This window comes from Sphingobacterium sp. LZ11T8, from assembly GCF_024261425.1.
In the GTDB taxonomy this organism is placed as follows: domain Bacteria; phylum Bacteroidota; class Bacteroidia; order Sphingobacteriales; family Sphingobacteriaceae; genus Sphingobacterium.
Window position 1 is genome coordinate 617,125 of sequence record NZ_JANBZY010000001.1, and the last position, 23,929, is coordinate 641,053.

Annotated in this window: 23 protein-coding genes; 9 read left to right on the top strand and 14 right to left on the bottom strand. The window is 41.8% G+C overall.

The annotated features are described in order from the left end of the window. The first annotated feature begins 39 nt into the window (after positions 1–39). Positions 40–972, top strand: a complete 933-nt coding sequence (locus NLF99_RS02630) for a GDP-L-fucose synthase (RefSeq protein WP_254526624.1) — start codon at positions 40–42, stop codon at positions 970–972. Between the two features lie 6 nt (positions 973–978). Here NLF99_RS02630 and NLF99_RS02635 read toward each other — a convergent pair whose 3' ends face one another. The 3 genes from NLF99_RS02635 to NLF99_RS02645 form a co-directional block, all read right to left on the bottom strand. Beyond that, positions 979–1,539, bottom strand: a complete 561-nt coding sequence (locus tag NLF99_RS02635) for a hypothetical protein (protein WP_254526625.1) — start codon at positions 1,537–1,539, stop codon at positions 979–981. A gap of 7 nt (positions 1,540–1,546) precedes the next feature. Then, positions 1,547–1,993 carry a hypothetical protein gene (locus NLF99_RS02640; protein ID WP_185212945.1) on the bottom strand — a complete coding sequence of 149 codons (447 nt, stop codon included), beginning with the start codon at positions 1,991–1,993 and terminating at the stop codon, positions 1,547–1,549. Between the two features lie 97 nt (positions 1,994–2,090). After that, positions 2,091–2,360 (bottom strand): YtxH domain-containing protein, encoded by a 270-nt coding sequence (locus NLF99_RS02645; protein WP_093101163.1) that lies wholly within the window; start codon positions 2,358–2,360, stop codon positions 2,091–2,093. Positions 2,361–2,589: 229 nt separating this feature from the next. Between NLF99_RS02645 and NLF99_RS02650 the strand changes: the two genes are divergently transcribed. Beyond that, positions 2,590–4,128 (top strand): YifB family Mg chelatase-like AAA ATPase, encoded by a 1,539-nt coding sequence (locus NLF99_RS02650; protein WP_254526626.1) that lies wholly within the window; start codon positions 2,590–2,592, stop codon positions 4,126–4,128. 11 nt (positions 4,129–4,139) lie between these two features. Here the strand turns inward: NLF99_RS02650 and NLF99_RS02655 are convergent, their stop codons facing one another. Next, positions 4,140–4,562: an SRPBCC domain-containing protein gene (locus NLF99_RS02655; protein WP_254526627.1), complete on the bottom strand. Its 423-nt coding sequence runs from the start codon at positions 4,560–4,562 to the stop codon at positions 4,140–4,142. Between the two features lie 123 nt (positions 4,563–4,685). Here NLF99_RS02655 and NLF99_RS02660 point away from each other — a divergent pair, with 123 nt between their 5' ends. Beyond that, positions 4,686–5,087: a VOC family protein gene (locus NLF99_RS02660; protein WP_254526628.1), complete on the top strand. Its 402-nt coding sequence runs from the start codon at positions 4,686–4,688 to the stop codon at positions 5,085–5,087. Between the two features lie 9 nt (positions 5,088–5,096). Here NLF99_RS02660 and NLF99_RS02665 read toward each other — a convergent pair whose 3' ends face one another. From NLF99_RS02665 to rsfS, 4 genes are read right to left on the bottom strand one after another with little or no spacing between them, the layout of a single operon-like run. Beyond that, a complete protein-coding gene (locus NLF99_RS02665; protein WP_185212942.1) occupies positions 5,097–5,726 on the bottom strand; it encodes a rhomboid family intramembrane serine protease in 630 nt (209 codons plus the stop codon). Continuing rightward, positions 5,727–6,374, bottom strand: a complete 648-nt coding sequence (locus NLF99_RS02670; RefSeq protein ID WP_254526629.1) for an LUD domain-containing protein — start codon at positions 6,372–6,374, stop codon at positions 5,727–5,729. It lies immediately after the preceding gene. A gap of 55 nt (positions 6,375–6,429) precedes the next feature. Continuing rightward, complete coding sequence (ftsH, locus tag NLF99_RS02675; protein WP_254526630.1) at positions 6,430–8,502, bottom strand: ATP-dependent zinc metalloprotease FtsH; 2,073 nt, start codon at positions 8,500–8,502, stop codon at positions 6,430–6,432. 33 nt (positions 8,503–8,535) lie between these two features. After that, entirely contained in the window at positions 8,536–8,910 is a 375-nt protein-coding gene (gene rsfS / locus NLF99_RS02680) for a ribosome silencing factor (protein WP_093101305.1), read from the bottom strand. A gap of 61 nt (positions 8,911–8,971) precedes the next feature. On the opposite strand from rsfS, the gene NLF99_RS02685 reads away from it, so the two are divergent. From NLF99_RS02685 to NLF99_RS02710, 6 genes are all read left to right on the top strand, one after another. Then, positions 8,972–9,751 carry a biotin--[acetyl-CoA-carboxylase] ligase gene (locus NLF99_RS02685; protein WP_254526631.1) on the top strand — a complete coding sequence of 260 codons (780 nt, stop codon included), beginning with the start codon at positions 8,972–8,974 and terminating at the stop codon, positions 9,749–9,751. A gap of 97 nt (positions 9,752–9,848) precedes the next feature. Beyond that, complete coding sequence (locus NLF99_RS02690; RefSeq protein ID WP_185212938.1) at positions 9,849–10,301, top strand: protein-disulfide reductase DsbD domain-containing protein; 453 nt, start codon at positions 9,849–9,851, stop codon at positions 10,299–10,301. Positions 10,302–10,377: 76 nt separating this feature from the next. Beyond that, positions 10,378–12,099, top strand: coding sequence for a protein-disulfide reductase DsbD (locus NLF99_RS02695; RefSeq protein WP_254526632.1), 1,722 nt, complete (start codon positions 10,378–10,380; stop codon positions 12,097–12,099). Positions 12,100–12,151: 52 nt separating this feature from the next. Further along, entirely contained in the window at positions 12,152–13,126 is a 975-nt protein-coding gene (gene pfkA, locus NLF99_RS02700; protein ID WP_185212936.1) for a 6-phosphofructokinase, read from the top strand. 226 nt (positions 13,127–13,352) lie between these two features. Further along, positions 13,353–14,657, top strand: coding sequence for a UDP-N-acetylmuramoyl-tripeptide--D-alanyl-D-alanine ligase (gene murF, locus NLF99_RS02705; RefSeq protein ID WP_254526633.1), 1,305 nt, complete (start codon positions 13,353–13,355; stop codon positions 14,655–14,657). Next, on the top strand, positions 14,657–15,046 hold the full coding sequence (locus tag NLF99_RS02710; protein WP_254526634.1) for a VOC family protein: 390 nt from the start codon (positions 14,657–14,659) through the stop codon (positions 15,044–15,046). The genes murF and NLF99_RS02710 overlap by 1 nt, the downstream gene beginning before the upstream one ends. Here the strand turns inward: NLF99_RS02710 and NLF99_RS02715 are convergent. From NLF99_RS02715 to NLF99_RS02740, 6 genes are all read right to left on the bottom strand, one after another. Beyond that, on the bottom strand, positions 15,043–15,489 hold the full coding sequence (locus NLF99_RS02715; protein WP_254526635.1) for an Rrf2 family transcriptional regulator: 447 nt from the start codon (positions 15,487–15,489) through the stop codon (positions 15,043–15,045). The two genes, NLF99_RS02710 and NLF99_RS02715, sit on opposite strands and share 4 nt — an antisense overlap. Before the next feature lie 45 nt (positions 15,490–15,534). Then, positions 15,535–17,175, bottom strand: a complete 1,641-nt coding sequence (gene pafA, locus NLF99_RS02720) for an alkaline phosphatase PafA (protein ID WP_254526636.1) — start codon at positions 17,173–17,175, stop codon at positions 15,535–15,537. 12 nt (positions 17,176–17,187) lie between these two features. Next, positions 17,188–19,995 (bottom strand): excinuclease ABC subunit UvrA, encoded by a 2,808-nt coding sequence (uvrA, locus tag NLF99_RS02725; protein WP_254526637.1) that lies wholly within the window; start codon positions 19,993–19,995, stop codon positions 17,188–17,190. 81 nt (positions 19,996–20,076) lie between these two features. Continuing rightward, positions 20,077–21,201 (bottom strand): cytochrome-c peroxidase, encoded by a 1,125-nt coding sequence (locus tag NLF99_RS02730; protein ID WP_254526638.1) that lies wholly within the window; start codon positions 21,199–21,201, stop codon positions 20,077–20,079. A gap of 8 nt (positions 21,202–21,209) precedes the next feature. Further along, positions 21,210–22,718: a DUF6850 family outer membrane beta-barrel protein gene (locus NLF99_RS02735; RefSeq protein ID WP_254526639.1), complete on the bottom strand. Its 1,509-nt coding sequence runs from the start codon at positions 22,716–22,718 to the stop codon at positions 21,210–21,212. A gap of 1 nt (position 22,719) precedes the next feature. Continuing rightward, positions 22,720–23,925: a DUF4876 domain-containing protein gene (locus NLF99_RS02740; protein WP_254526640.1), complete on the bottom strand. Its 1,206-nt coding sequence runs from the start codon at positions 23,923–23,925 to the stop codon at positions 22,720–22,722. Positions 23,926–23,929: the final 4 nt, after the last annotated feature.

Below are 23,929 nucleotides of genomic sequence, written 5' to 3' on the forward strand. Positions count from 1 at the left end.
CGCAAAATTAACCTTATATTTGTATAAATAATACTTCAGGTGGAAAAACAAGCGAAAATTTACGTAGCAGGGCATAGAGGTATGGTCGGATCGGCTATTTACCGCAAGTTAAAAGAGTTAGGTTTTGAAAATATCATAGTTAGGACTTCCAAGGAATTGGACCTTCGTGACCAACAGGCCGTTAAAGAATTCTTTGAAACTGAAAAACCCGAGTATGTTTTCCTTGCAGCTGCCAAAGTTGGAGGCATCATGGCCAATAATGTCTATAGAGCTGATTTTATCTATGAGAACTTAGCCATCCAAAACAATGTCATCCATTATTCCCATGAAAATGATGTCAAAAAGCTGATGTTCCTTGGCTCGAGCTGCATCTACCCAAAGATGGCTCCTCAACCTTTGAAGGAAGATTATTTATTGACCGGGACGCTTGAACCGACCAATGAGCCATACGCCATTGCCAAAATCGCGGGCATCAAAATGGTCGAATCCTATCGAATGCAGTACGATGATAATTACATCTCTGTCATGCCTACAAATCTTTACGGCATCAACGATAACTATCACCCTGAGAACTCCCATGTATTGCCGGCCTTGATCAGAAAGTTTCATGAAGCAAAGGTCAACAACAGTCCTACTGTAAATATCTGGGGGTCAGGAAAGCCTATGCGTGAGTTTATGTTTGCAGATGACTTGGCAGACGCCTGTGTATTCCTGATGGAAAACTACAATGACCTTCAGTTTGTGAATATAGGCGTAGGTGAAGACATCAGTATCCGCGAGCTTGCAGAATTGATTAAAGAGGTCGTAGGATTCCAAGGTGAACTGGAGTTCGACAGCAGCAAACCTGATGGTACTCCGAGAAAATTAATGGATGTAAGCAAATTGACCAGCTTAGGATGGAAAGCAAAGACCAGCCTGAAAGAAGGCATTAAATTAGCTTATGGGGATTTCTTGAAAAAGAATGAAGCTTAAGAGCAATTAATAGGCTTCACTGTCCTTTGGAATACCATATACATTGTCCTGAACACTTTCTTCTGCCGTAATCATTGGAGGATGATTGGGAGGGATAGGGTTCGCAGCAACGGCTTCCACTAGCTCTTCATTTTTCTTTTTCTTCTTCTTGTTTTTTGGTTTGATCAAAGAGGTTAGCTTATCGATAACCGCAGTAATCTTGCTTTGGTTCACTTGGCTTGCCACCGTTTCGGAACCGAACAGCACAAGACCTCTCTTCAACCAACCTGCATTTTTCAATAAAGTACGGTTTAACACTAAAGGAAGTCCCAATTGCAGGGTCTTGGTCAACCAATCCGCTTTGTTGTTCTTATTGGTCACTTGGCTGATTCCAGAAAACAACCCTTTTACGGTGGAAACACCAGGAACACGGTTGAAGATCATATTCGCAATACGTGCCGGAGCTTCTACCTTATGTTTCAGTAATTCGTATTGATTCAACAAAAAAGCTTCCTGCTCCTTTTTCTGTACCTTAAGGCGAGCAATCTCTGCTGTCAACTCATCAAAATTCGTAACCTTTGTTCTCATATCCTGATTAAACTCGTTCTTTTTCTTCCTTTAATTCTTCCTCAACTTCATTTACGGCTTCACGCACCTCTTCCTTGATCTCTTCGATCTCATCGTCATGATCATCGGCATCCCACTTAGACATAATGCGCTTAATGGAGATGTTCATGAACTTCTCTTCGAGCTTTGGCTCAAATGCCTTGATCAATAACAGAACAACAAAAAAGATCCCTCCTGTCGCTAAAAACCCTAAGGAATAACTCCCCAGTAATTCCCCCAAATAGAACCCTAAGGCCAGGGAAACAAAAAACACAATCAGCAATGACAATAAAACCTTACTGCCATCCACAATCAGCGAGCCCACGATCCTGGAGGATCTAGATAGCGCTTTCAGTTTAGCTAATTCAATCTGGGTCTCAATGTATTCTTTAGATTTATCGAATACTTCAGAAAACGAAAATTTTTGTTCTTCCATGCACGTAATTCCATATCATAGATTCCAAGACTATCGGGAGATAGTCCTGGAACTATTATTTAAAAATTTTTAATAATCTAAGGTTTGCTCTGTAGCACTAAGCGTGTTCTTCGATCTCTTCATCGATCGCGTCTTCTGCTTTGCCTAGCTTAGATTTTACCGCTGCAACGATTTTATCTTTAAAATCAGTCAACTGATCGAATTGTTCTTCTGCGCGTTCTTTGATTGCATCCGTTAAATCAGCTAATGATTCATTCAATTTCTCTCTAGTCTCACTTCCTTTTTCAGGTGCGAAAATAATACCTAAAACTGCACCTGCGGCTAGTCCAGCCAACAGCGCTGTTACAATTTTACCGTTATCCTTCATTTTATACTGCAATTTAGTTGTTAAACCAATTTCTATTTCATTTAATACTATTATAACAAAAAATAGACCGAATCGTTTTATTTATTAAAAATTTAGCCAATCCCGTCAATTTCAGGCTACATTACACCTATTGTAATTCAGTAAAATTTAAGAAATTGTTAGCATTAACCAAACATCATTTGTTTTATACATAATTTATTTACTTTTAGTGATATTAAATATCGTTAAAATGTTGGTAAAAACCTACTGCAGTGCTGTCTTCGGGATAAATGCAACGAGCATAACCGTGGAAGTCAATGTTACCCCAGGAATTAATTACTATATCGTCGGACTTCCTGACAACGCTGTCAAAGAAAGTATTCAAAGAGTAGAAAGCGCCATATTGTCAAATGGTTTCTATATGCCCCGGCAAAAGATCATCATCAATTTAGCTCCCGCCAACATCCGCAAAGAAGGGTCTTCCTATGACCTAGCCATTGCAATGGGCGTATTAGCAGCCTCAAGGCAAGTTATCCCTGACCGTCTTAATAAATATGTCATTCTTGGGGAATTATCTTTAGACGGAAAGATACATCCGGTTAAAGGGGTCTTATCAATCGCCCTTCAGGCAAAGCAAGATGGCTTTCATGGTATCATCTTACCCATAGAAAACGCAGAAGAAGCTGCAATTGTTGCTGGAATCGAGGTCTATGGAATAAGTTCCTTTAATGAAGCTGTACAGTTTGTACAAGGAACCCTGCCTATCATCCCCACCCTTGTAAATATCAACGATCGCTTTAAGAAGCTGATGAACAGTTACGATTTGGATTTTGCGGACGTCAAGGGTCAGGAAAACATTAAAAGGGCATTGGAAATCGCTGCTGCCGGAGGTCACAATGTCATATTGATTGGTCCTCCAGGAGCTGGAAAGACGATGCTTGCGAAAAGGTTGCCGACAATCCTACCACCATTAACCGTTGATGAATCCCTCGAGACCACCAAGATACATTCCGTTTCAGGTCAATTACCTAGCTCAACCTCTTTGATGACCATCCGTCCCTTCCGATCACCTCATCATACTATTTCCGATGTCGCACTTGTTGGCGGTGGGTCGCATCCGCAGCCTGGAGAAATCTCCTTGGCGCATAACGGGGTTTTATTCCTGGATGAATTGCCGGAGTTTAAGCGTTCTGTACTTGAAGTCATGCGTCAGCCTTTGGAATCCAGGTCTATTACCATTTCAAGGTCCAAGTTCAGCGTTGATTACCCTGCCAGCTTTATGCTGATTGCTTCCATGAATCCCTGCCCATGTGGCTTTTACAACCATCCCAGCAGACGTTGTATCTGTGGGTCTTATGCTGTACAGAAATACATCAGTAAAATTTCCGGACCTTTATTGGATAGGATAGACATCCATATTGAAGTCACCCCAGTCGAATTTAATGAACTGAGTAGCCATAAATCTGCTGAGAAAAGTGAGGATGTACGGGAAAGGGTCATCAAAGCTCGTAAAATTCAAGAACAGCGTTTTAAAAAGCAACCCAATATCCATAGTAATGCCCAGATGAGAGCTAGGAATATCCAGGAAACCTGCATTATTGACGAAGGCGGCAGACGGCTCCTTAAAATGGCGATGGAAAGGCTCAATCTCTCAGCGAGATCCTATGACCGAATCCTAAAGGTGGCTAGGACCATAGCTGACCTCGAAGGAGCTATCGAAATCAGTAATGAACATCTAGCTGAAGCCATTCAGTTAAGAAGTTTGGATAGAGAAAATTGGACGGGCTAGGCCAATCCAGCCTACCCCTTTAGATTCCCTTCCGCAAAAGCCTTAAACTTGTCCAAAACGGATTGACAAAACTCTTGTTGCAATCTTAGTTCGGTATTTTCTTCTGGTTCAAATTGCTCTATGACAGTAGTATCCCCGTCCTGCTCCGTGAAATGCACTGTCGACTTCCGGCCATTCACCTGCAAGAGCTCAATCCGATCAAATGGAATGACCAAAGTATAGCCGCCCTTATAATTAAATCCTTCCGAACCATCTTTTTTTTCCATTCTGAAATCAAAAGTCCCACCTGTTCGCATGTCATTGATTACCTTGGGACAATGCCAATCCTGGAATGGAACGTTCCATATCTTTACATACTCCTCTTTTGTCCACAGCTCCCAAACTTTCTCCTTACTCCCTTTTACCTTTACCTTAGCTTCCAATGTATCTTTCATAGCTTCTTTTATTTAATGATCTAATTTATCAGATTAATCCTTTCTAAAACTTGCCCTATGACAAGAATTTAGGATAGTGAAAAACGAAAAATCCTCCCATGTGTTCCTAAATAAAACATAACCATGAATCCAAAACTTATATGGGCAAATTATAGTGTTAAGTCCGCAAAACGCACGCATGAATTCTATAGCAGGCTAGGCTTTGTATCCAATACCCCTCCCAAAAGCACGGACCTTAAATTGGCCAGCTTCTTTTTTGGAGAGAACAATTTTGTCATACATTTTTTCGAGGATGGGACCGGTCAAATTGACAAATATATCCCATCAGGAACCAATACCGATGGTATTATTTTTACACTTTCGGCTGATACGGAGAAAGAAGTACAGGAATTCGAAGGGATGGTAAAGGAGGCTGGCGGACAGATTATCCAACCGCTTATAAGAGATGAAAACAACTATTATGGATTTGCATTCTCAGATCCTGATGGGCACAAGTTTAATGTCCTATTGATGGACAACATGTAAAAGAAACCCTTAGAACTGTGCTATAAAATGTTTAATGATCCAAGGATAGGCAATTATGGTAAACAGCAATCCCGTTAGAGCCCCAAACAAGTGAGCATCATGGTTGATTCCATCGTTAGAATTCTTGGAAGCCCAGATACAATATCCCAAATACACAAAAGCGAAAATATAGGCTGGCATTGGAATAATCATAAAGATACCAAGCATCATCTTTGGATTGAAGAGAATATAACTGAACAGCACGGCACTGATTGCGCCAGATGCTCCCAGGCTATGGTAGCCATAATTATCTTTTTGGCGAATGACCGTAGGGATATCGCTCAAGATCAATGATATAATATAGAGCAAGGCGAATAATAAGTGCCCCATAGGACCACTGATTTCTACAAAGATCTGCTCAAGTCCAAATCCAAAGTAATAGAAGGTGATCATATTAAAGATCAGGTGCATCCAATCCTTATGGATCAATCCACTGGTCAGGATCAGGTACCATTTACTTTTATCTCGAGAAACCGAATAGGGATGTAACATCAGTTTTCCAAACCACTGCGGATTAGAAAAGACATAAATACTTAAACCGATAGTAAGGGCAAAAATCAAACTAGCCACAGGAGTAGCGGTAAGGGAATGTAGTATCATCTAAAAACGGTCTTCTAGTAAAAATAAATAGAGCTCTTTAGGTCCATGTGCGCCTAACACCAATCTCTTCTCGATATCAGCGGTTCGACTTGGCCCTGTAATGGTGGTAATCATGGTTGGTAGTTCATCGCCATACTTTTCCTTGATTTGAGCCATGGCATGTTTAACATCCATAACCAATTGGGAAGTCCTGGCAATGACAATATGTACTGGAGGGTATACGCTCAGTCTACGGCCTGACTCTGATGCATTGGAGATCATGATGCTTCCATTTCTGGCAATCAAAGACTCACAGGTAGTGATACTTGCTTCAATTTCATCCAAAGCCTGCTGCGACTTCCGGAAAGGGAATCCGTATTGATCCAACATCTGTTGAAGCGGCTTCTCCCAAACAAAGATCTTACTGATATTGATCTTTTCCACCAGGATAATCAGGTTTTCGATCAGGTTGATTTCCCCATCGCAGTAAATAAATTTACCGGACATCTGGGTGAATTCCCTAGCAAAAGTCACATCCAATGAATCTTCCTCATCTTTGTACAAAGCCGTTTCTTCAAACATAGGATGAGGGTTCTCCCTTTTTTGAAGAAGTGCCTGCCGAATTTTCTTCAGCATTTTCTCTTTCGCTGTCGTATTCCTGATATTCATAATATAAAAACAAACAGGACTGAAAGTCCTGTCTGTTACTTTATTTTAATAATTTTTATTCTGAATCTAATTGTTTCGGCTCCTCGTTAGACGATTGAACTTCTTCTCTATCGGTTGTAGGAATCGGCAAATCAGTCTGTGGAACCCCACCACCATCAGCACCGCCATTGACAAACTCGTCATAAGTCGTTTTATTGCTGAAAGGGCGTTTTCCTAAGATCTCTTCCAAATCAGTCTGGAACAAGATCTCTTTCTCCAATAGTTTCTCAGCAATCTTCACCAAGCCATCTTGTTTATCCAACAACAACTGCTTCGTTCTGTCGTAAACTTCGGAGATCAATACCCTTACTTCATCATCGATCAGCTCAGCTGTTTGATCCGAATAAGGTTTCTGGAATTGGCTATCGCCAGAACTGTCCCTGAAAGAAACATTACCTACCTTATGGTTCATACCATAGACCGCAGTCATGGCATAGGCCAATTTAGTAATACGTTCCAAGTCGTTCTGCGCACCGGTACTGATTCTACCAAATGTGATATCCTCAGCAACACGACCACCCATGGTCATACACATACTGTCAATCAATTGCTCGGTAGTGTATAGGAACTGTTCTTTTGGAAGGTACTGTGCATATCCTAACGCAGCAACACCGCGAGGAACGATAGATACCTTAACCAAAGGATCTGCGTGTTCCAAGAACCAACCTGCGATCGCATGTCCAGCCTCGTGGTAAGCCACGATTTTCTTCTCTTCAGGAGAGATAATCTTATTCTTTTTCTCCAGACCACCGATAACACGGTCAATCGCATCTTGGAAGTCTTGCATTTCAATTGCTTTTTTGTTCTTACGTGCAGCGATCAAAGCGGCCTCATTACAAACGTTGGCAATTTCAGCACCTGCGAATCCAGGAGTCTGCGCCGATAATTTCTTCGCATCTACCTCTTCGGCAAGTTTCAATGGTTTCAAGTGAACATTAAAGATCTGTTCACGACCTATCAAGTCTGGTTTGTCGATAGAGATCTGTCTATCGAAACGTCCCGGACGCAATAAAGCCGAGTCCAATACATCCAGACGGTTGGTTGCAGCAAGGATAATAACCCCTACGTTGGTACCGAAACCATCCATTTCCACCAATAATTGGTTCAATGTATTCTCACGTTCATCATTCCCACCCATAATGGAATTCTTTCCACGGGCCCTACCAATTGCATCAATCTCATCAATAAAGATGATACATGGAGCCTTTTCCTTCGCCTGTTTGAACAAGTCGCGTACACGAGATGCACCTACTCCGACAAACATTTCTACGAAGTCTGAACCTGACAAGGAGAAGAAAGGTACTTGTGCTTCACCGGCTACTGCTTTCGCCAATAAAGTCTTACCTGTTCCCGGAGGGCCTACCAATAAGGCTCCCTTCGGAATCTTACCTCCCAAATCAGTATATTTTTTAGGATTCTTTAGGAAATCCACGATCTCCATCACCTCTTCCTTAGCCTCTTCTAATCCGGCTACATCATTAAAGGTGATATTGATCTGCGATTCTTTGTCAAACAATTGGGCTTTGGATTTACCAATATTAAAAATGGCACCTCCACCAGCTCCTGCTCCACCGTTCATACGGCGCATCAGGAAGATCCAAATCACAACAATGATCAGCAATGGCAACATGAATGAAATAAACCATCCTGCCCATGGATTGGTTCTATCTTCATAGGTCACACCAATTTTTGGTTGACCAACTGCCAAACTGTCTTGAGAAGCTTTTAACTTCTGCTCAAGAATCTCTGCTGATGGTTCTGTAAATTGAAATTGGGGTCCTGTCGAATTAGAAAAAGATAGGTTGTTAGGACTACTGGAAATGTTTTTGTATTTCTCTTGGTCTAATCTATCGCTTTTTATATAAACTTCGACATCGATCAGGTCATTGCTTTTATAGGCAACGAGCTTTTCAACATCCCCAGGGATAAGCATGGTTTGTTCGAACTCCTTGTAGGTAATTTTCTTCGATGACTCTCCACTAAACAAGTATTGAAGTCCAAAAAACCCTACGATCATCGCAATCCAAAGCCAGATCATATTAAATTTCGGTGGCATTGGCGTAATCTTCTTACTCGGAACTTTCTTCATTTATTACTCTTATTCTACGTTTCACAACAATTATTATGCGCTCTGGTATTTGCTCATGTGCGCATCCCCCCACAGGTCCTCTATCCTATAATGCTCCCGCTTATCTGTTTTAAAGATATGAACTACTACATCGATAAAATCAAGCAGAATCCATTCGCCGTTGCCCTGGCCTTCTTTATGCCATGGGTCTTGGCCAAATGCTTTATAAACTTCATCTTCAACGCTCTTGGCTATCGCGTTTACTTGAACCGTAGAATCAGCATGGCAGATTACAAAATAGTCAGACAAGGTGCCGTTCACCTCTCGCATATCCATCCTCACGATTTCGTTGCCTTTTTTCTCCTGCATCCCATGGATCACCACATCTGCTAGCTTCTCTGACAACAAAGATTTTTTGTTTTTACTCATTAAGATTTATTATACTTTTGACTAATAAATTGTTTCAAACTATTTTTTAATATAATATCTTTTGCAAAATAACACATTTTCGGGAGAATCACTACGCCAAACACTAATTGTTTTGGACGAGATCGGCTCTACCAATGATTATTTGAAATCTCAATTGTCAAATTTCAAGCCACTAGCCGAATGGACTGCCATTATGGCAAAAAACCAGACCCAAGGCCGTGGTCAACGCGATAACTCTTGGTTATCCGAACCAAACAGCAATATCACCTTCAGTTTCGTCCTGTACCCAACCTTCCTAAATCTTCAAAAACACTTCATACTGAACATGTTAATCAGCCTGGGAATAGTCGATTGGCTAAAATCCCTTTCGGTCAAGGCCAGTATCAAATGGCCAAATGATATCATGTTAGGAGATAAAAAGGTAACAGGAATCTTAATAGAAAACAGCAGCAATAGCCGTGAAATCAAGCAGTCAGTAATAGGCATCGGCGTGAATGTCAACCAAAAGCAATTTTTTGGCGAGCTCATGGACAGCGCCAGTTCTATATTTAATGAGACCGGGCTTTTTATTCCTGACCTAAAAACAGCATGTATTAACCTCTTGTTACAAATTCAGCAAAGAGTGGAAGAGTATCGATCCAATAAGATAACAGATGCGGATCTATTGCAAACATATAACCAACAGCTATTCAGACGGGGAGAGCCCGCAAAATATGCCGCCCATAATCAGGTTTTTGAGGCCACCTTACTCAGGGTGGAAGAAAACGGCGGATTAATCCTGAATGTCGAAGATGAAGAGCGTCGTTATTATTTCAAGGAAGTTGTATTTATAATGCAATAAAATCATTACATCTACATTAAATATTGGAGATAATACTAACTTTGAATTAAACTTTATGGACATAAATTAGTCATACATAAGAATAAAACGGTTATTTATGAAAAAAATAAATCTATTAATTGCATTTTTAGTGTTTGCCGTATCTGGGACATTTGCTCAGGTGGTAAACCCTGTAAAATGGTCAGTAGGCTTTAAGAAACTTCCTAACAATGAAGCTGTTATCTTATTAAAAGCCAATGTAGAACAAGGCTGGCATATTTACGGATTGAACGTACCTTCCGGAGGCCCAATTTCTACTTCATTTACCTTTACTCCTGCAAATGGAGCAAAGATCACTGGAAAACCAGCAGCTAAAGAGCCAAAAACGAAGTTTGAGGACGTGTTCAAAATGAATGTCCCTTACTATAACGGAGAAGTTGTATTCCAACAAAAAGTAAAATTGGCAAACAACAAACCAACTACGGTTAAAGGTGTAGCAACATTTATGGCTTGTGATAAAGAGCGTTGTTTACCACCAGATGAGTACGAATTTGCAGTTACAATCAAGTAACAAATCAATAAAGAAAGAAACCAAAAGGCAGGATAACCCCTGCCTTTTTCTTAATTTATCCCGATAATAATCAAATATGTTTAGCTTAAAAAATGCCTTAATAGCCTTAAGTTGGCTATTTCTTATAGCAATAACTCCCCTAAAAGGAATTTCCCAAGATACACTTATCAATATTGAAGACGTTGAATTTAGCTCTGGCCAAGAAGAAAGCAGTTCGGGCGATAGCTTGATCACGGACTTTGGTGATGTAGAGTTTTCCGATGGAACCGACACTTCTGCATCTGCGACGGATAGCACAGCAGTTAGTCCAACGGTCGTATCTTCAGACGGACAATCCGAAAGCACTTCCCTATGGGGGATTTTCATCGAAGGGCTCCTAGGTGGTTTCCTGGCATTCTTGATGCCTTGTATCTTCCCGATGGTTCCTTTGACCGTTAGTTTCTTCACGAAAAAATCAGCCTCTAAATTACAGGCAGTATCCCAAGCCCTAACCTATGGCTTGTTTATCATTGTAATCTATGTGGCTTTAGGAATGCTGATTACCATCGCATTCGGTCCTGAGGCGCTTAACGCCCTTTCGACCAATGGGGTGTTCAACTTCTTCTTTTTCTTGATGCTCGTCTTCTTTGCAGCATCATTCTTTGGAGCATTTGAAATCACCTTGCCGAGCAAATTTGTCAATAAGATCGATGAAAAATCCGACAAAGGTGGTATGATCGGCTACTTCTTTATGGCAGCCAGTTTAGCCGTGGTATCCTTTTCTTGTACCGGTCCGATCATCGGAACGGTATTGGTAAATGCTGCCGTTAAAGGCGACCGCTTAGGCCCTGCCATTGCCATGTTTGGATTTTCATTCGCATTGGCGATTCCATTTGTATTGTTTGCCATGTTCCCTGCCCTATTGAAATCCATGCCCAAATCTGGCGGTTGGTTAAATAGCGTAAAGGTGGTACTTGGTTTCTTGGAATTGGCCCTGGCTTTGAAATTCCTTTCAAATGTCGACCTAGCTTACAACTGGCAATTCCTTGACCGCGAGGTATTCCTGGCATTGTGGATCGTGATCTTTGGATTGATGGGACTATACCTAATTGGAAAGATCAAGTTTGCACATGATAGCGATCTAAAATACATGTCCGTTCCGAGGACGGTCATTTCCATCCTGGTCTTTTCTTTTGTGGTCTATATGATCCCAGGCATGTGGGGAGCGCCATTGAAATCAATCGCCGCTTTCTTACCTCCCATCGGTACGCAGGATTTTGACATCTCCGCTGGAACACAAACTGGAGGAGGACATGCTATTTCAGCAGATGCCACAAGCCGTAAATATTTCAACCACTTCCATGATCGTGCTACAATCAAGGGAATGGATCCATATTATGATTACGATGAAGCATTAGCCGCAGCAAAAGCGCAGGACAAACCTTTATTGGTAGACTTTACAGGCTGGAACTGTGTAAACTGTAGAAAAATGGAAGCTGACGTATGGTCTGACCCAGGGATCAAGCAAATGATCAATGAAAACTTTATCCTTGCCGAACTTTATGTGGATGACTACGATTTGAAATTACCTGAAGCTGAACAGTTCGTTTCTGAAACTACAGGCAAGAAAATCAACACCGTCGGCAGAAAGAACACGGATTTCCAGATTTCTAAATTCAACTCAAACTCACAACCGTTATACGCAATGTTAGATAACAATGAAGAACTATTGGTTCCTACCAGTGGTGCCAACTATAACATCGAAAGCTACAGAGCATATCTGCAATCGGCAATTGATGCTTATAAGGCAAAGAAATAGGCTTTCTAACAATTTAATACACAAAAAATAAGTATTTCGGTATATTTGAACTATGAGCAACATTAACAACATCGCAGTATTGACGTCCGGAGGAGACTCCCCCGGCATGAATGCAGGAATTCGTGCAGTTATCAGAACAGGAATCTATCACGGTAAAAATATGTTTGGTATCCGTAGAGGATATGACGGAATGGTACAAGGAGATATTACTCCAATGGACGCTAAATCCGTTGCCAACATTATCCAACGTGGTGGCACCATCCTTAAAACTGCAAGAAGCGATGAATTCCGTACCGTAGAGGGTAGGAAGCAAGCTTATGAAAACCTTAAGAAACATAATATCGACGCTTTGGTCGTAATTGGTGGTGACGGTACGTTTACCGGAGCTTCCAAATTTATCGAAGAGTTTGACATTCCGATCATCGGAATGCCCGGCACGATCGACAATGACCTAAATGGTACAGATTTTACCATCGGATATGACACAGCGATCAATACGGTGGTAGAGGCTGTCGATAAAATCAGAGATACAGCAGAATCCCATGACCGTCTATTTGTCGTAGAAGTAATGGGTAGGGACTCTGGACTGATCGCTTTGCGTTCAGGTATCAGTACAGGTGCCGAAGCGGTTCTAATCCCTGAGTTGGAGGTAGATTATGATGCGATCATGAAGCGCCTTGACAAAACCAGAAAAAACAAATCTTCCCGAATTATCATTGTTGCTGAAGGGGATAAAGAGGGTGGAATGGTCGTAGCAGAAAAGATCCAAGCGAACTTTCCTGCCTACGATGTACGTCTTTCGATCTTAGGCCACATCCAGCGTGGTGGTTCACCAACCTGTATGGACCGTGTATTGGCAAGCCGCTTAGGAGTTGCTGCCGTAGAGGGGCTTATTGAAGGCCGTAAGGCTGAAATGGCAGGCTTAATCTGCGGAAACGTCCAATTTACCCCGTTCAACAAGGCCATCAAGCATATCGATAAAGTAAACGAGAATCTTACTCGTATCGTAGAGATCCTATCTCTATAAGATATGGTTCTAAAAAAATAGAGGGGTAGCTTGAACAGCTGCCCTTTCTTTTTGCACAAACCTGCAATATTTATTTACTATTCTTTTGGTCTTATTCGAGACACATTCCGAATTTTCCGAATGTGTCTCGAATAAGACCAAAGTAAAATCCGAAGCCCAATATTCATTTTTAATTCCTTATTTTATTTTAAAACTGCATGCTTACCTTTGTTTAAATTTAAATGTGATGCAAATAGCTCAACTCTACCAGATTTATAAAGAATTCCCAAAAGTTTGTACAGACACCCGTCTTATCAGCAAGGACTGTCTGTTTTTTGCGCTGAAGGGCGACAACTTCAATGGCAATAGTTTTGCGGACCAAGCCTTGGCTGCTGGCGCAAAATACGTGATCATTGATGACAGCAATTTTTACAAGGAAGATCCGGCCTATATCTTGGTAGATGATGTATTGAGCACCTTGCAGGATTTAGCGAGGTTCCACAGGAAACATTTAAAAATGCCATTCATCGGCATCACAGGTACCAACGGCAAGACAACGAGCAAGGAACTGTTGAACAGTGTCCTTTCGCAGAAATTCAACAGCTATGCCACAAAGGGCAACCTGAACAACCATATCGGTGTGCCTTTGACCATCCTTTCGCTTACTGAAGATATTGAAATCGCCATCGTGGAGATGGGAGCAAACCATGTGGGTGAAATCGCCTTTTTATGTGGGATTTCCCAACCTACCCATGGTTTCATTACCAATGTCGGCAAAGCGCACCTGGAAGGATTCGGCTCATTCGAAGGAGTCATGAAAGCCAAAGGTGAACTCTATGATTTTCTTCGCGACCATCAGGGCCAGATCTACGTTCAGGGCGATAATGAATACCTGATGCAGATGGCCGCAGACAGAGGCCTTCAGAACGTCATCCACTATGGTTTTTCCGAAGGGAATGATGTTCAGGGTGGTTTGGTCGTTGCCGACCCTTACCTGACCATATTTTGGAACACGAATGGGGAAGAGGATAGACAGGAAGTAAAGACACATCTGACCGGAGCCTACAATATAGAGAACATGCTGGCCGCTGTGGCACTTGGAAAAACCTTTGGGTTGAGTACCGAACAGATCAATGATGGCTTGGCAAACTACGTTCCACAGAACAACCGTTCGCAAATTACCAAAACAGACAAGAATACCATCATTGCAGATTATTACAATGCAAATGCCAGCAGCATGGCTGCAGCATTGGGCAATCTGGATGTTATCCAGGCTGACCGTAAAGTTGCAATCTTAGGTGACATGTTTGAAATGGGAGATCAGAGTGAAATCGAACACCGAAAGGTAATCGAAAAGGCAAAGAGTCTGAAATTAGATCGTTTGATCTTTGTCGGCAAGGCCTTTTATGCTTTGAAGGATGACGAAGCGAGTTACTTTGCTAGCACAGATGAGCTGAAAAAAGATCTTCAGGAACATCCTTTGGAAGACTTTATGATCCTGTTGAAGGCATCAAGAGGTATGGCCTTTGAAAAATTAATGGAGGTACTCTAATGCTAGAGCTTAAGGGCGTTCACCATATAGCCATTATCTGTAGGGACTATGCTGTTTCCAAGGCATTTTACACAGAAGTGTTAGGTTTGACCATTTTACAGGAAACCTATAGAGAGGCGCGAGATTCCTATAAATTGGATCTAGCCCTTCAGGGCGAATATATCATTGAATTGTTCTCATTTCCCAATCCTGCGGATAGGCCAAGTTATCCAGAGGCACGAGGACTGAGACATCTCGCTTTCAAGGTGGAGGATATAGAAAAACAGGTGGAAGAATTGAATAAGGAGGGGATAAAAACAGAGCCCATCCGTATTGATGAAACAAGCAATAAGAAATTTACTTTTTTCACCGATCCAGATGGGCTTCCTTTGGAGCTTTATGAAATTTAATCCTTACCTACTTCTAGGTTCAGTTCCTTTTCTTTATTGATTAAATTCGAGATACTGGTATCATTTAAGATCTGCAGCATGGCATTTCTCACTTCGATAAAGGTATCTCTGATGCCGCAGGCATGTTCTTCCACACATTCTTCACAAGAACGATAGAAATTCAAGCTGACACATGGCAATAGGGCAATGGGACCATCGATAAGGCGCATGACCTGCGATAGGTAGATGTCTTCAGGAGCTTTGTTCAAGCTGTAGCCACCACCTGCACCTTTTTTGGAATAAAGAATACCTGCGTTACGCATTTCCAACAAGATCTGTTCTAGGAACTTTTTGGGGATACATTCTTCTTCAGCAATCTTGCCGATCTGCATGGGTTCTTTCCCATAGTTTCTGCCTAATACCATTAGGGCTTTTATCGCGTATTTCGTTTTCTTCGATAGCATATCAAACCGATCTGGTCTTACCTTTCAAAAGTATAAAAAATAAAGCTATTTCTGCAATACGTCTACAATCGGCTGGCCGATAGACCCATTGGGCTCCATAACATGAAGCAAAGAGGACAGTGTAGGCGCAATATCCGTAATGTGAACGACTTTATTGGTCTTGCCTGGTGTGATACCCCAGCCCATAAACACCAATGGTATATGCGAGTCGTAAGGGGTCCATGTACCATGGGTAGTTCCCGTAGAGCGAGGCGTACCGTCATACCATTGCGGTTCGGTGATGATCTGAATGGCACCACTACGTTTGCGGTTATATCCATTGATGATTTTTTCGCGGATTTCGGTAGGTACCATCATGTTTTCTCCGCCTTCCATGTCCACGACATATGCCACACCGTCTTCATGTCTCAGCATCTTGATGATGGATTTCTTGATTTTCTCCTCATCCAACTTTGAGTTTTCGATTTCAGCATAGTTCAAGTGAACTTGGTAGTTCATTAAACTGATGATCAAATTGTCCTTTCCAAATTCCTCTTTCAGCTCATCGTTCATATTTCTTTGCAATTGTCTCGAAAAGAAATAACCACCATTACCGCGCATATCCATGAAATAACGAGAGTTATAGGAAGCAGCATGGTCTGCTGTCAAGAAAAATGTATAATTACCTTTACCTACGGTTTCATCCAGGTATTTAAAGAATTTTGCCAATTCTTGATCTAGACGAAGGTAAATATCTTCGATTTCCACAGAAGATAGCGAATAACGGTGACCGACATAATCCGTAGCAGATAGACTTACTGCAAGAAAATCTGTAGCATTCTGAGGGTTTTTACCAAGCTTCTCATTTTTGATGGCTTCCTTCGCAAAATCTAGGGTAAGGGTATTTCCGTATGGGGTAGATTTGATCAATTCATAACCGGCATCCTTCATCAACAAAGAAGTCTTTCTTGGGAAAGCTGCCGTTTCTTCGCCAGCCCACTTCCCTTCATATACATTATCATCATCGATGCTATTGGTTTTGTAAGTATCGATAGGATATAAAGTGTTCCAATCTTGTTTCAGGTATTTATCAGCAAGCTTTTGTTTATTAAAGCCGTCTACCCACTGAGGAAGTTTTTCCATGTAATAGGTTGAGCTGATCCAATCTCCGGACTTAGCTTCAAACCAATAAGCAGCATCGGCAAAGTGACCAGCAGGTAGGATTCCGCCCCTATCCTTGATCGCAATACCGATTACCTTAGAATGAAAATTGGTCGCTAATTTCAATTGATCCGTAACTGTAGAAGCCAACAAGTTTCTAGGAGACTGTTTACCTTCTTTTTCCGCTGTTCCCACACCTTCTACCGCATCATCTTGGGTACAATACATGGAAGTACCTGTTTGTTGTTCTATCCAGTCATTTCCTGCAATGCCGTGAATGGAAGGCACACTTCCAGTATAAACCGAACTATGACCGATAGCCGTGAAGGTCGGGACATAGTTGATCATGGCATTTTCACATGAAAAACCATAACGTAGCAAGCGCTTGAAACCATCATTCCCGTATCGATCCGCAAAACGGTACAGATAATCCCAACGCATTTGGTCCACCATCAGGCCTACCACTAACTTCGGCCGCTCCACCTGTGCCGAAAGCAGGGTGCAGAAGCATAAGAACAACATAGAAATACTTAACTTTCTATACATTATTATTAAATTTTAGGGTTTAAAATTTAGGTGACGTTTTAAAAAATCACCCGTATAAGAGTCTTTCTCTTTGACCAAATCTTCCGGCGTTCCGGCAAAGACAATGTTTCCGCCCTTGTCTCCACCTTCCGGACCGATATCGATTACCCAATCGGCAGATTTGATCATATCTAAGTTATGTTCGATGACCAATACGGTATTTCCTTGTGCAATCAGCGCATTGAAAGCTTTTAACAGCTTGCTGATATCATGGAAATGCAGTCCGGTTGTCGGTTCATCGAAAATAAACATGGTTTTCTTTTGGTTATTTCCTTTGATCAGGAAGGAGGCAAGTTTGATCCTTTGGGCCTCACCACCTGAAAGCGTACTTGAAGACTGTCCCAATTTCACATAGCCCAATCCTACCTCTTGTAAAGGTCCCAGCTTGTTCAATATCTTAGGTTGATCTGCAAAGAATTCAATAGCTTCATCCACACTTAAATCTAAGATATCAGATACCGATTTCTCTTTATACTGAACATCCAAAACATGTTGTTTAAAGCGCTTACCATCACAGGCCTCACATGGTAGGATGATATCCGCCATAAATTGCATCTCGATCTTTACTACACCCTCTCCCTGACAGACCTCACATCTACCGCCCTCCACATTGAAAGAAAAGGCAGATGGTTTCAAGCCATTAGCTTTGGCTGCTGGCAATGAGGAATACAAGGCCCTGATTTCATCCCAAGCTTTGACATAAGTAACCGGATTTGAACGTGTGGACCTTCCGATCGGATTTTGATCGACCATTTCTACCTGTTCGATCTGATCTATTGCGCCTTCGATTCCATCATATAGACCTGTTTGTTCGCCTGAATAGGAGCCTATGGCTTTCTGTAGGGCTGGATAAAGGATCCTTTTGACCAAGGAAGTCTTACCGGAGCCTGAAACACCAGAAACAACGGTAAACACATTCAATGGAAAATCTACGGTTATCCCTTTCAGGTTATTTTCTCGGGCACCATTCACACGGATGGCTTCATTCCATTTCTTCCTTTTTTCAGGAACGACAATAGAAAGATCTCCATGAAGATATTCACCAGTCAAGCTTTTTTTATCCTTCAAGATTTCTTGATAGGTTCCTGCAAATACCAGTTCGCCGCCATTGATCCCTGCTTCAGGACCAATATCGATCAGGTAATCTGCTGCTTCCATCATTTCTTGCTCATGCTCCACCACAATTACGGTATTGCCGGCATCGCGAAGGGACTTCAGCACCCCGATTAATTTTTGGGTATCCCGAGGGTGCAAACCTATACTAGGCTCATCCAATACATAAATGGACCCCACTAGGGACGATCCCAAAGAAGTGGCTAGGTTGATACGTTGAGATTCACCTCCTGAAAGGCTATTGCTCAAGCGGTTCAGGGTAAGATAGCTCAGGCCTACATCACACAGGAACTGCAGACGATTCACGATCTCGGCCAATAAGCGTTTGGCGATGATTGCTTCGCTCTCTGAAAGTTTCAGGTTTTGGAACAGCTCCAAAGCTTCACTTAGAGGCAACAAAACCACATCGGTAATGGAATGTCCATTGATCTTTACATAAGATGCATCCTTACGCAGTCTGGTCCCTTTACATTCAGGACAGTCGGTTTTCCCCCGATATCTGGAGAGCATCACCCTATATTGGATCTTATAGGTCTGCTCTTCCAATTCCGCAAAGAAATCGTTCAAGCCCCTAAAATATTTATTTCCTTTCCAAAGTAACTCTTGTTGAGCCTTGGTCAGGTCACTATAGGCACGATGGATAGGAAAATCAAATTTTATGGCCGTACGCACCAATTTATCCAACCACGCGCCCATTTTCTCGCCGCGCCAAGGAGCAATGGCTCCATCGAATATCGAGCGGCTTTTATCTGGAATGACTAGATCTGGATCGATACCAATGATCTTTCCATAGCCTTCACAACGTTTACATGCCCCATAAGGATTATTGAAACTGAAAAAGTTTGGGGTAGGCTCTTCAAAGGTTATTCCATCAAGCTCAAACTTGTCTGAAAAATGAAACAGTTCCTCATCAACCTGAATCTCACATTCACCCTTTCCTTCGAAATAAGCGGTTTGTACAGAATCGGCGAGACGATTGATGGTATCATCTTCATGGTCCAAGCGAACCCTATCGATCACGATATAGACTTCTCCTTCCTTAAAGTTGGCGTTGGATACCGCTTTATCTTCAATGATGGTTTCGATCTTATGGATGGAATCGTTGTATTTTACACGGACAAATCCCTTTTGCAGCAAAAGTGAAAGTTCTTCCTTCAGTTTTCTGTTATTACTAGGGATAAGGGGGCTATAAATGGTGATGGTTGTGTCATCGTGATAGGCCGACAGTTTATCCACAATGGAGCTGACGGTATCTTTGCTCACTACTTCTCCAGAAACTGGCGAAATGGTCTTTCCAATTCTTGCGAACAACAATTTAAGGTAATCGTAGATCTCGGTGGAGGTTCCCACAGTAGATCTGGGATTACTTGAGATGACCTTTTGCTCGATCGCGATAGCCGGAGCAATGCCTTTGATGTAGTCTACATCAGGCTTGTTCATACGGCCCATAAACTGTCTGGCATAGGAAGACAAGCTTTCTACATACCGGCGTTGGCCTTCAGCATAAAGTGTATCGAATGCGAGGGAAGATTTTCCGGATCCTGACATCCCTGTAATGACAACAAGTTGGTTTTTAGGAATATCGACATCGATATTCTTCAGATTGTTGACACGGGCGCCTTTTATTTGGATATGGGTTTTTGGAGTATGAATAGCAGTTTTTTGCATAACCTCCAAAGTTAGGCAAAACTCATGAAAATGAGCCCTCTAATCCAAAGAAAAACGATTTCTTATGAAATAGTTACAATATTATCGCGGTAATTTTTCAGGTCTCGGCATGCGATATTTAGTGGCCGTTATCGCGTCCAAAAATGCGGCAACCTGACGGATTTCCTCTTTGCTCAGATCCAGTTTCTTCATCAATGGGTCAATCCTAGGGTGCATCGGATCCGCCTCCTGTTCTGCATTTCTAGGGTTGTTCATGGCCATCCCAGAGTTATACATATTGATCACACCGATAATATTATCGAACAGACCATTATGCATCCAAGGATTCGTATTCATTACATCTCTCAAGGATGGTGTTCTGAACTTTCCGACATCTTTAGGGTCTTTGGTCACTTCATAACGCCCTAAATCCTCATATTTTCTTTTGTAATAGGTCAGTCCGATATTATGAAAATCTTCGTCCGTAAAGTACTGCCCGTTATGGCAGTTCATACAGCGGGCTTTGGTACGGAACAAGTGCAATCCTGCAATCTCATCATCATTCAAGGCCTCGTATTTTCCATCTAAGAATTCGTCAAACCTACTTCTTTTACTTGTAATCGTGCGTTGGAAGGTAGCAAGGGCGCTCATGATTTCAGGCATTGAGAAATCCTCATCGCCAAAAGCCTCTTTGAATAGTTTTTTGTATTCGGGGATAGCTTTCAGTTTAGGGACCAGTTTAGTCAGGTCCATGGCCATTTCATTATGTGCTTCAATTGGGCTCAGCGCTTGTTCTTCAAGGGAATGGGCTCTACCGTCCCAAAACATGGTTTTGCGCTCGCCAACATTCATCAAGGAAATGGAATTTCTATTTCCAACGAGATGGTCATGCCCTACAGGTACGGTGGAATGGTCTCCAAAGTACGTTTGGGGATTATGGCAAGAGCTGCATGAAATCTGGTTCGAACCCGATAGGATAGGGTCAAAGAAAAGGAACTTGCCCAGTTTCACCTTAGGCTGTTCCATTAAGGAAAAATAGCTGGTATCGATTTTTGGAAGAGATTTGAACTCTTCATATTTCACGCCAGAGTCAATGGTTGGTTTTGGCCACTCACTGATTGGCTTGCTGTAAAGGCTTCGCAAATCTTGAATCCCTTTATCACTCAGAAAAGCTGTGCTCAGAATGCACATTCCCAAAATAAACCCGATCGCTAATACTTTTTTCATCTCTAACTCTAAAACATCAACCCTATGGTCAACGAATAATACTTCTGTTTTATTTCAGTAGCCGAAAGCGCCTCTGCCTGCACAAAAGGTTTGATCTGCTTTGCTGCTACAAAATCATACCTTGCACGAGCTCCGATGGAGAAAGGTTCGGCTGTTAGGTAGTTATAGTTCTCTTGCAGCATATCCGCAATTCCAGTCCCTTGCTTGACACCATTGAACTGGGATCTGCTTTTCAACAGTTTCTGCTTCTGCAAATTTAAACTAATTCCAAATAAACCGCTCTTTAAATCCCATAAATACTGCCCCTCAACGCCAATATTCAGCATATCAGCCAGTTGTTCACTGAAAGGGTTGACATATTGTTCCTTAAATTGGGTAAAATCCGCATAAGGCTTAATGGTCCAGTCTGCTTTTCCTACAATTGCCTCGAGGTGGTAACTGAAATGATAATAGCGGTAAGAAGATATTTCAGAAATCTTAATAAGACCCTGGGAAGATCCATCATTATGGAATAGGCTTTCGACTCCTTTTCTGGTTTGCAACTCCATGGAGGCATTTCCACCGTATTTCCAATCCTTTGTTCTATGGAGATAGCCGATTTTTCCAGAGATGATCTGGTCAGTCCAATCATTGGCATTTCTACGGGATGCGGATAATTTTCGATTACCATTCTTTTGAGATAAACCTGCTTCAATAAAAAAACCATGTTCTGATCTGGGAAGGAAGGAAATCTTTCCGTCAAACCCATTCATCTCATATAGGATGTCATCACTTTCACTAGATAAGCCTGAAAGCAATTTATTATATGCTCCTAATCCATTCATATAATATACTGGCGGTTTCCCCAGTTCTCTCAGGAAGGTTAATTTGTTGCTTTGTTTATAGAATTGATATCCCAGGTTAGCACTCAACAGATACTGCGGTAGGATTTGGTAAGAAGCTCCCAATCCAACATGGAGGTTGCTACTGTTGTTCTCTGGTCTTGGGTCCACTTTACGATGGGAAAGATTGGCTCTGTAGCCAGCTTCTCCCCCGATGACCCATTTTCCAATCTCTTTGGCCATACCTCCAGAAAATTGGTACATCTCTGAATTGAGGTCGCCACCTACAGAGTCAGCGGTTAAATACGGGAACACGACCTCAAAATCCGAAGTTTCATTGAACTTGAGGTCTTGGATTTTCTTGCTCTCGTAGCTAGCCTCTCCCCAAAGGGTGATATTGGGAAAAGCTTCTTTTTGGTAAGACTCGGTATTGAATCTAAATCCTTGGTCTCCGGATCCCCTTTGCAGGGTATATCGATCCTTATTGTCGGAGAAATAAGACAGTTCAATAGGAGTTAACGACTGTTGGTATTGGAAGGGTCTTAATGCAGGACTTTCATATAAAGTATTACGGAAAGTCCTGCTGATATCCATACGTTCCTTGATCCCCAAAGAATTTACGCTCAGGGAATCCTGTGCTTTGCTAATAGAAGCAAAACAGCAGCATAAAACAACCGTGGATAAGTACCTTAACATGTTATGGTAGCAATAGTGCTTTTGAGGAAGGCATAAAATCTTCGGAGGAATTATTGGTATCCTTCAAATAAGGTTTACCATTTTCCAAGTTTCCGATCGTCTTTCTGATTACCGATTTACCGTAACGCGTATCATCGCCTAAAGCTTGGCTTGCGTAGGTCCAGCCCATATCCAATGAACTATCGGTCACCAACCATGCAAAGGTGGTTTTTGCAGATACGTTGACCGCATCGGTGATGTAGCTATTTGGAATCTTAAAGGAATCAAAATTCATTTTTCTACCGGTTTCACTGATATAGCTATAGGAGTAAGCATTATCTGTTTTAAATTTCTCAACGGTTACCCCTTCTGGGAATCTTCCCATGACATAGGATTGGTGGCCATTGGAGTGCATCAAAAGATTGCCTGAAACATTAATTGCATTCGGAACGCTAGGGTTATCAATGTTGATGGAACCGATCAGTTCGATCTCGAAATCTGCTTTAGAAAGGTCGAAAGATTTCGGATTAACCTTAGTATGGTCAATGGCATTGTTCGCAATGATCAGATCCGCACCTGGAGCTACCGCGTACTGTTTTCCAGTTCCCGGAATCATGATGATCTGTTTGGAAGTGAAAGCATCTTTCATGACATCAGGGGTATAGTTTCTTTTTGTCACGGTTAGGAAATCAGATTGAGCGATAAACAGTCCATCAGCATATAGCGTATCTGATGAGTTGTTATGGAGAATAAAATACTTATCTCCATTGTACAGTTTACCTGCTTCGGTAGAGGTTCCGGTGAAGAAAATCTCTTTGAAAACAAAGTTTGCTGTTGGGTCTGAAAGAAAAGTTTCTAAGCTAATGCTTGTATTGGCAGCATTAACGACGATCCCTTCTTTGCGTGCTTTAATCTTCATGGCCTTATCTTTATCGCCAACCTTTATTACGATGTCTCCATCTAGGGTCGCAACATAAGTACCATAAGCCAAGGAAGTCTTTGCGGTATCAGATCCTTCAACCAAAGTAGCGGCCGTAGTGACTTCTGTATTTGTTTCCTGTAAAGTGATCCTCACATTATTGAGTTTGTATTCACCTTGCAAACTTGACTTATCAACTTCGATTAAAACTTCAGATCTAGATTCTAAAAATTCATCTTTCATACAAGAGCTCATTCCGAAAAGCATCAAGCATAAAATCATCATTTTCAAGTTTGTTAAATTTTTCATTTCT